This is a genomic window from Ferrimonas senticii DSM 18821 (assembly GCF_000422665.1).
GTDB classification, from domain to species: domain Bacteria; phylum Pseudomonadota; class Gammaproteobacteria; order Enterobacterales; family Shewanellaceae; genus Ferrimonas; species Ferrimonas senticii.
Window position 1 is genome coordinate 283,457 of sequence record NZ_AUGM01000007.1, and the last position, 8,539, is coordinate 291,995.

An 8,539-nucleotide genomic window follows, 5' to 3' on the forward strand; every position below is an offset into this window, starting at 1 on the left:
GCGGCAAAAGAAAAGGGTGACCTTAAGTCACCCTTTGCTTTCAAGCTACTGAATCAGTTCAGTTTACCGTGGCACTGCTTGTACTTCATGCCAGAGCCACATGGGCATGGTTCATTACGGCCTACTTTCGGACCATCACGCTCCACTTGCTGCGGTTCGCTGGACTGTTGCGCCAATTGGCCTTGGGCTTGCTGATGCTCAAACTCACGTTGACGAGCCAGTGCTTCCTCTTCACGGCGACGCTTGGCTTCCATCTCATCAACGTCCGCTTGCGCTTGCACCTTGATCTTCGACAGCAGGCTGATCACATCAGCTTTCAGGGTTTCCAGCATCCCTTGGAACAGTTCAAACGACTCGCGCTTGTACTCCTGTTTCGGGTTCTTCTGCGCGTAACCACGCAGGTGGATCCCTTGACGCAGGTGATCCATCGCCGCCAGGTGATCTTTCCACAGGTTATCGAGGGTCTGCAGCATCACTACTTTTTCAAACTGACGCAGCACGCTGGCGCCGACCTGCTCTTCTTTCAGCTGGTAAGCGGCATCCCAAGACTCAACGATGCGCTCAACCAGCGTGTCTTCGTGCAGATCGTCTTCTTCATCCAGCCACTGCTGAATTGGCAGTTTCAGATCGAAGTCGTTAGCCAGACGCTCTTCCAAGCCCGGTACGTCCCACAACTCTTCCACCGATTGTGGCGGAATGTATTGGCCAACCACATCGGTCAGCACGCTTTCACGTACCGCCAAGATGGTATCGTTGATGTCATCGCCATCCATCAGTTCGTTACGCTGGGCGTACACCACCTGACGCTGATCGTTGGCGACATCATCGTATTCCAGCAGTTGCTTACGAATATCGAAGTTACGCGCTTCTACCTTACGCTGGGCGTTTTCGATAGCGCGGTTAACCCATGGGTGCTCGATCGCTTCACCGCGCTCCATCCCCAGCTTTTTCATCATCCCGGAAACGCGATCCGAGGCGAAAATACGCATCAGGCTGTCTTCCATCGACAAGTAGAAGCGGGACGAACCAGCATCACCCTGACGACCAGAACGGCCACGCAGCTGGTTATCGATACGACGGGACTCGTGACGCTCGGTAGCGATGATGTGCAAACCACCCGCCGCCAATACCGCGTCGTGACGTTCTTGCCAATCCGCTTTGATCTTAGCTTTTTGCTCGTCAGTGGCGCTCTCTGGCAGCGCGTCCAGTTCCGCTTGCAACGAGCCACCTAGCACGATATCGGTACCCCGGCCAGCCATGTTGGTGGCGATGGTGATGGCACCAGCACGACCAGCATCAGCGACGATCTGCGCTTCTTGTTCGTGGAACTTGGCATTCAGAACGCTGTGCTTGATCTTGGCTTTCTTCAGCAACTGCGACAGGTACTCAGACGCTTCGATCGAGATGGTGCCCACCAGTGCTGGCTGGCCGCGCTCGATGCAGTCACGAATGTCGGCGATGATCGCTTCGTACTTCTCTTCAGCGGTCAGGTACACCAAGTCAGCCATGTCATTACGGATCATCGGCTTGTTGGTTGGGATCACCACGGTGTCGAGGCCGTAGATGCTTTGGAATTCAAACGCTTCGGTATCGGCGGTACCGGTCATACCGGCCAGACGGTTGTACATCCGGAAGTAGTTCTGGAAGGTGATCGACGCCAGAGTCTGGTTCTCGTTCTGGATCTTAACGCCCTCTTTGGCTTCCACCGCTTGGTGCAAACCATCAGACCAGCGCCGACCTGCCATGGTACGGCCGGTGTGTTCGTCCACGATCACCACCTGACCTTGGTCATCGATGATGTAGTCCACGTCTTTTTCAAACAGGGTATGAGCACGCAGCGCCGCGTTAACATGGTGCAGCAAGGAGATATTGGTGGCGCTGTAGAGCGAGTCACCTTCTGGCAGCAGGCCGATCTCCATCAGCAACTGCTCAACTTTCTCCTGACCGCGTTCGGTCATGTGCACCTGTTTGGCTTTTTCGTCGACGCTGTAATCGCCTTCGCCGATCTCCTCTTCGGTGTCTTCCTTATCCTGCTTGATCAGTTTCGGAATCAAGGTATTCACACGGATATACAGATCGGAAGAGTCTTCGGCGGCGCCGGAGATGATCAGCGGGGTACGAGCTTCATCGATCAGAATCGAGTCCACCTCATCGATCACCGCGTAGTTCAGTTCACGCTGCACGCGCTCTTGGGCGGAGAACGCCATGTTGTCACGCAGGTAATCGAAACCAAATTCGTTGTTGGTGCCGTAGGTGATGTCACAAGCGTAAGCGGCTTGCTTCTGCTGTGAGCTCATGCCGGACAAGTTAATGCCAACGGTCATGCCTAAGAATTCAAACAGGGCGCGGTTCCACTCTGCATCACGACGGGCCAAGTAGTCGTTGACGGTGATCACGTGCACGCCTTGACCGGTCAGCGCGTTCAAGTAGGCCGGCAAGGTACCCGTTAGCGTTTTACCTTCACCGGTACGCATCTCGGCGATGCGACCAGATTGCAGCACCATGCCGCCAATCAGCTGCACGTCGAAGTGACGCATACCAAACACCCGCTTGGAAGCTTCACGAACGGTCGCAAACGCTTCTGGCAACACGCTGTCGAGGCTTTCGCCTTTGCCGCCATCATCAATGCTGGCTACGCGCTGTTTCAGTTCTACGGTGATTTGACGCAGCTGCTCATCAGTCAACGCCTCCCACTCGCTCTCAAGGGCGTTGATCCGCTCGACCACTTTGCGCATCTGCTTGAGAGTACGTTCGTTTTTGCTACCAAAAATTTTGGTGAGGAGTTTCGCTAACATCGTTTTTCTTTCGCTACTGAAGTTGTGGATCGCCACCGATCCTTGGTGATTCTGTATGGCCGTCGCCTATTCGCTGCGTGGTTTGCGGTACACGTAGCGGTCGGGATCAACCTGCTTATCGTTCTTTAACACCTCGTAGTGCACATGAGGCCCTGTCGAGCGACCGGTACTGCCGATCTGCGCGATAGTTTCCCCTTTGGCAACCAGTTGGCCTAACTCCACCAGATTCGCTTTGTTGTGCCCGTAGCGGGTCTTATAGCCGTTGCCATGGTCAATCTCTACCAGATTGCCATAACCGTACAGCTTACCAGAGTAGGAGACCACCCCTGCCCCAGTAGCAATCACCTCTCCCCCTTCGGTACCGGCAAAATCGGTGCCGCGATGCATCGTCCGTCGACCGGTGAAGGGATCGTTACGATAACCAAAGGTGGAAGATTGCCAACCGCTCTTCAGTGGTCGGCCACTAAGATAACGGTCAAAGTCGATATGGTGGTTGCGGGTTAAGCTTTCAAGTAGCGGCAGTTGATTATCTGCCCGCTGCTGTCGCTGCTGCAGCAACTCAAGTTGCTGGATTAGCTCGGAAAGCTCAAGCGCTTGTTGATCGGCACTGGCTGGGCCACCAAGACCCACGGCACTGTCGAAGTGAAATTGATCAGCCAAATTGGCCTGTTCGGCCATCGCCGCGCCCATGGCATCAAGGCGATTCATCCGCGCTTGCAGTTGGCCGATTTTGCTGGCCAATAACGCCAATTGTGCGTCGGTTTGCTGTTTTAACTGGGCATAGCGCTGCTGCTGTTCAGTGCGCGCTTGCTGATTGGACTGTTGCTCAAGCTGTGCCAGCACCAGTTGCTGTTGGTGCCAGTACCACAGGCCGCTAGAGAGCAGCATCAGCATCACTGGCAGAGAAAACCAACGCTTACCCGGTTGCCAGCGGTGCGTACCGTGCTTAGTACGAAGAAGAACTGTTACACTCATGGCGTTGGTCAGAAGAAGTTACGTATTACCTAAGATGAAATCCAAACCGCAGGATCTCGCCATGTTGGCGGGACAACGATTTGCACAGTTGCAGCAGCAAACCAGTCAAACCGGCAAACTGCAGCAAGCGCTTCTGGATGCTACCGATCCGGCGCTGCATTCCCAAATCCGAGTTGCAAATATGCGAAGTGGCACTCTTGTTATTGAGGTGGCTTCGGCAGTTTGGGCGACTCGGTTGCAATATGAACGACTGGAAATCCTATCACAGCTGCGCCGCAACGGCTTTCCAATGCTCTCGAGCATCGAATTGAAAGTAAATCCGCTGATGGCCAAAATCAGCCGGGAGCAGCCGCAACACACCAAGCAATTAAGCGCTAAAGCCAGCGATCACCTCAATGCCCTAGCCGATAGTTTGGATGGCGAGTTGGCCGAAAAGATAAAAAAATTGGCCGCTCTGCGGAGCGGCCAATCTTAGGCAATCACTAATGCTGATTAAGCGAGGCTAGGAGCAAGGAAGCCGATTGGCGCTTGCTCTGGGCGTTCAAAGCTAACCAGTTCGTAGCTTTCTGCCGCCGCCAGTACCGCTCGGATCAATTTGTTGTTCAGCGCGTGACCGGATTTGTGAGCGCGGAATTCACCCAAAATCGCGTGGCCGCCAAGATACAAGTCGCCAACGGCGTCGAGGATCTTGTGCTTCACAAACTCGTCTGGATCCCGCAAACCGTCTGGATTAAGAATACGGAACTCATCCAAAACGATGGCGTTTTCCATGCTGCCACCCAGACACAAGTTATTGGCACGCAAAAACTCGATGTCTTTCATAAAGCCGAAGGTACGGGCGCGACTGATGTCACGGCTGAAACTTTCGGCAGAGAAATCTAACGCCAAACGCTGGGCGCTGCGGCTGATCTCAGGGTGGTTAAAGTCGATGGAAAAATCCAAACGGAAACCGTTGTGCGGGCGGAACTCTGCCCACTTGTCGCCATCCTCTACCCGTACGGTATTGCGAATACGCAGATACTTTTTGGACACGGACTGCTCCGCGATACCGGCGCTTTGCAGCAAGAACAGGTAAGGGTTGGCACTGCCATCCATGATCGGCACCTCAGGGGCGTCGACCTCGATGTAAGCGTTATCAATGCCAAGGCTGGCGATGGCCGCCATCAAATGTTCGATGGTCAGCACTTTCACGCCAGCGTCGGTGCTTAAACCGGTACACAAGGTGGTTTCTTTAACCAAATCGGCACGGGCAGGCACCTCCACCACGGGATCAAGATCCACGCGACGGAAGACAATCCCAGTGTTCACTGGGGCTGGCTTGATCACCATCGTCACCTTATTGCCGGAGTGTAAGCCTACACCTGCGGCTTGGATCGGACGCTGTAGAGTCTGTTGTTTACTCATTGCTCAGCTGCTCCTACTGCCTATTCGGTAAATTGGGCGCGAATGATATCACGCCGTTCACAATTGGCCAACTTCTGTACTTATCAATAACCACTATGCTTGTCGATTGCCTTAATCGGCCTGACGACGCAGGAACGCTGGGACATCCAGCAGATCCGCTGCAGAGTGAGTCTTTGGTTTCGCCGCCGCAGCCGCCGGACCGGCAGGTGCGGTTGGTTCTGCTGCCGCAGAGCCGAAGCTTTGCATGCCATCGATCGCTTGCTGCGCCGCGCTTGGCTGCTGTGCCGCCACTTCTGGGCGTTGCACTGCTGGCTCTGGTTTAGCTACCGCTGGCTTGGATACCAGTTGGATGTCCGGCTTCTTCTCAGAACCGATACCGGTAGCAACCACGGTTACCCGCAGTTCGTCGGTCATCTCAGGATCGATCACCGCACCCACCACCACGTTGGCGTTATCAGACGCGTAGGCACGAACGTGGTGACCCACGGTTTCGAACTCTTCGATGCTGATGTCCAGACCGGCGGTTACGTTCACCAGAATGCCGCGAGCACCGGTCAAGTCGATATCTTCCAGCAGTGGCGAGGCAACCGCCGCTTCCGCCGCTTCTTCGGCACGGTCTTCACCGCGAGCAACACCGGTACCCATCATGGCGTTACCCATCTCCGACATCACGGTTTTCACGTCGGCGAAGTCAACGTTGATCAGACCTTCACGGGTGATCAGCTCAGCAATGCCTTGTACCGCGCCCAGCAGGACGTTGTTGGCCGCTTTAAAGGCGTCCAACAGACTGGTGCGACCGCCCAGTACTTTCATCAATTTATCGTTTGGTACGATGATCAGTGAATCAACGTACTGCGCCAGTTGTTCGACACCTTGTTCGGCGTAGAAGCTGCGCTTTTTACCTTCAAAAGAGAATGGCTTGGTGACTACCGCAACGGTCAGAATGCCCTCTTCTTTGGCGATCTGTGCTACCACTGGCGCCGCACCGGTACCAGTACCACCACCCATACCGGCAGCGATAAACACCATGTCGGAACCCGCAATGGCGTTACGGATGGTTTCCCGATCTTCCAGTGCCGCTTCGCGACCCACTTCTGGGTTGGCACCTGCACCCAAACCTTTGGTGACATCCTTGCCCAATTGAATGGTGGTTTGCGCTGAGGATTTGCGCAGCGCTTGCAGATCGGTGTTGGCGCAGATGAAATCCACCCCTTCAATGGTCTGTTCAACCATGTGCTCAACGGCGTTACCGCCGCCACCGCCTACGCCGATCACTTTAATGACCGCATCACCATCATTCGTGTCGATAATCTCGAACATCATTTATCTCCGTTGTGTCCGCGTCCAAAATCGTAGTTGCCGCTAGTAGCGACAATTAAAAAGCGCTATTAAACCAGTTGCGCAACTGTTCAAAGGCTCGGCCGATGCCGCCCTCTGCCGGTTGCGATTCGGTTTTTTTGTTCTGTTCTGCTACGCCGTAATACAGCAGCCCCACTGCGGTAGCAAAATTCGGCTCATTAACGTAATCCGTTAGGCCTTTAACGGGCTGAGGGGATCCCACTCGAACCGGCATCCCAAAAATCTCTTCGGCAACGGTTTCCGCCCCTTCTATGCGGGCGGTGCCGCCGGTGAGTACGATACCCGCTGCCACCTGTTCTTCAAAGCCACTTCGACGCAATTCTTGTGCCACTAGCTCAAAGATCTCTTGGTAACGTGGTTCAACCACCTCAGACAGGGTCTGGCGTGACATGGTTCGCGCCGGACGGCCACCGACCGAGGGCACGTCGATGCTCTCCTCTTGGCCAACTAATGCCGCTCGGGCGCAGCCATAATCGACCTTGATCTGCTCGGCGTGGCTCATCGGCGTGCGGAAAATCTTGGCGATGTCGCTAGTCACCTGATTGCCGGCCACCGGCAATACCGCGCAGTGACGCAGGGCGCCATTGGCATACACCACGATATCGGTAGTACCGGCACCGATGTCGACCAAGCAAACGCCAAGGTCTTTCTCGTCGCTGGTAAGCACTGCATGGGCTGAAGCGATGCCAGAAAACACCAATTTATCCACCCGCACATTGCAGCGCTCAACGCATTTGGTGATGTTGCGCGCCCAATCTGCGGCGCAGGTGACCATATGGACGTTGGCGTGCATCCGCACCCCAGACATCCCTACAGGACTGCGAATGCCTTCCAGTTCATCAATGATGAAGTCCTGCGGCAACACGTCCAAGATCTGCCGCTCGGTGGGGATCTTGACCGTCTGCGCGGTGTGGATCACATGCTTAACGTCCTCGGCGGTCACTTCGGCACCATCGATCGAGCACATGCCGTGTTCATTCTGACACTGAATATGACGGCCAGAGATGCTTAAGTAGACCGCATCCACTTCGCATTCGGCGATTGAAGCCGCTTGATCCAGCGCCAACTGCACGCTGCGACTGACCGAATCGAGATCGTTGACGCCACCTTTGTCCATGCCACGAGAGGGTTGCACGGCATAACCGAGTACGGTGATCTCGCCATTCGGCAAGGTTTCGCCGATCACCGCAGTGGTCTGCGCGGTGCCGACGTCTAATCCGATAATCACACCGGCTTCATGACTGGTTGTCATTATGTTGTTCCTGCCATTGCACGGCCAAGCCCGTGTCGTATCGTAAATCTATTCGTTGTGGCTGCCGCGGCTGCTGTGCCAACTGCGGCCACACATCAATAAATCGCTGTAATCGCGCCAAGGTGTCATCGCGCCCCAGCGCCAGCTCAATGCCACCATGCAGTTGCAACTGCCAAGCATGCCGCGAGCTCAGCTGTAAGCGCTGCCCCTGATGCTGACTATGCGCCAAAATGGCGCTCAGTTGCTGCCACATTTGCCACACTTTTTGTTCGCTGCCCGCCGGCCCTTGCAGGAAGGGCAACTGACTTAGTTCGTCCCGGCGCGGCGCTAAAAACGCTTCGCCCCGTTGATTCAACCAGCCCTGTTCACCCCAGTGCGCCACCGGCACCTGTTCTTGCAAAAACACCCGCAGTCGATTTGGCCACTCCCGTCGCACCGCCGCGCGATCGATCCACGGCAGTGCCACTAGGGTATCGCTGACCAAACTGACGTCAGCGCTAAACAGCGATTGTTCCGTAAACGGCAGCATCGCCGCTGCGACATCGGCATCGCTGGTGAAGCGGCGTTCGCCAAACAATGCCAATTCCGTGATTGGCACTTGGCTGGCATCGTTAGCAATGTCGGCCAACGCCATCGCCGCCCGTACCAACCCCGCCAACGTCAGCAGCAAACAGGCCACCCCAAGCCACAGCTCCCAACGGACGTTATGCCAGCCCGCTTGCGCACTTAGCCGAGGTCGCCACGCCAGTTTCAT

General features: G+C 55.5%; 7 protein-coding genes. 1 reads left to right on the forward strand and 6 read right to left on the reverse strand.

What is annotated here, in order from left to right; genetic code table 11:
• Positions 1-53 precede the first annotated feature (53 nt).
• Entirely contained in the window at positions 54-2,795 is a 2,742-nt protein-coding gene (secA, locus tag G506_RS0106740) for a preprotein translocase subunit SecA (RefSeq protein WP_028116194.1), read from the reverse strand.
• Positions 2,796-2,861: 66 nt separating this feature from the next.
• Complete coding sequence (locus tag G506_RS0106745) at positions 2,862-3,770, reverse strand: M23 family metallopeptidase (RefSeq protein ID WP_028116195.1); 909 nt, start codon at positions 3,768-3,770, stop codon at positions 2,862-2,864.
• Positions 3,771-3,804: 34 nt separating this feature from the next.
• On the opposite strand from G506_RS0106745, the gene G506_RS0106750 reads away from it, so the two are divergent.
• A complete protein-coding gene (locus G506_RS0106750; protein ID WP_028116196.1) occupies positions 3,805-4,245 on the forward strand; it encodes a DUF721 domain-containing protein in 441 nt (146 codons plus the stop codon).
• Positions 4,246-4,262: 17 nt separating this feature from the next.
• On the opposite strand, the gene lpxC is transcribed toward G506_RS0106750, so the two are convergent.
• The 4 genes from lpxC to G506_RS0106770 form a co-directional block, all read right to left on the reverse strand.
• Complete coding sequence (gene lpxC / locus G506_RS0106755) at positions 4,263-5,174, reverse strand: UDP-3-O-acyl-N-acetylglucosamine deacetylase (RefSeq protein WP_028116197.1); 912 nt, start codon at positions 5,172-5,174, stop codon at positions 4,263-4,265.
• Between the two features lie 111 nt (positions 5,175-5,285).
• Positions 5,286-6,494, reverse strand: a complete 1,209-nt coding sequence (ftsZ, locus tag G506_RS0106760) for a cell division protein FtsZ (RefSeq protein ID WP_028116198.1) — start codon at positions 6,492-6,494, stop codon at positions 5,286-5,288.
• Positions 6,495-6,549: 55 nt separating this feature from the next.
• Positions 6,550-7,785, reverse strand: coding sequence for a cell division protein FtsA (gene ftsA / locus G506_RS0106765; RefSeq protein ID WP_028116199.1), 1,236 nt, complete (start codon positions 7,783-7,785; stop codon positions 6,550-6,552).
• Positions 7,769-8,539 carry a cell division protein FtsQ/DivIB gene (locus tag G506_RS0106770; RefSeq protein ID WP_051201962.1) on the reverse strand — a complete coding sequence of 257 codons (771 nt, stop codon included), beginning with the start codon at positions 8,537-8,539 and terminating at the stop codon, positions 7,769-7,771. The genes ftsA and G506_RS0106770 overlap by 17 nt, the downstream gene beginning before the upstream one ends.

Coding starts and splice junctions, on each gene's coding strand:
- G506_RS0106745 (WP_028116195.1), bottom strand. CDS start 3,770: ATGAGTGTAACAGTTCTTCTTCGTACTAAGCACGGTACGCACCGCTGG.
- ftsZ (WP_028116198.1), bottom strand. CDS start 6,494: ATGTTCGAGATTATCGACACGAATGATGGTGATGCGGTCATTAAAGTG.
- G506_RS0106770 (WP_051201962.1), bottom strand. CDS start 8,539: ATGAAACTGGCGTGGCGACCTCGGCTAAGTGCGCAAGCGGGCTGGCAT.
- G506_RS0106750 (WP_028116196.1), top strand. CDS start 3,805: ATGAAATCCAAACCGCAGGATCTCGCCATGTTGGCGGGACAACGATTT.
- secA (WP_028116194.1), bottom strand. CDS start 2,795: ATGTTAGCGAAACTCCTCACCAAAATTTTTGGTAGCAAAAACGAACGT.
- lpxC (WP_028116197.1), bottom strand. CDS start 5,174: ATGAGTAAACAACAGACTCTACAGCGTCCGATCCAAGCCGCAGGTGTA.
- ftsA (WP_028116199.1), bottom strand. CDS start 7,785: ATGACAACCAGTCATGAAGCCGGTGTGATTATCGGATTAGACGTCGGC.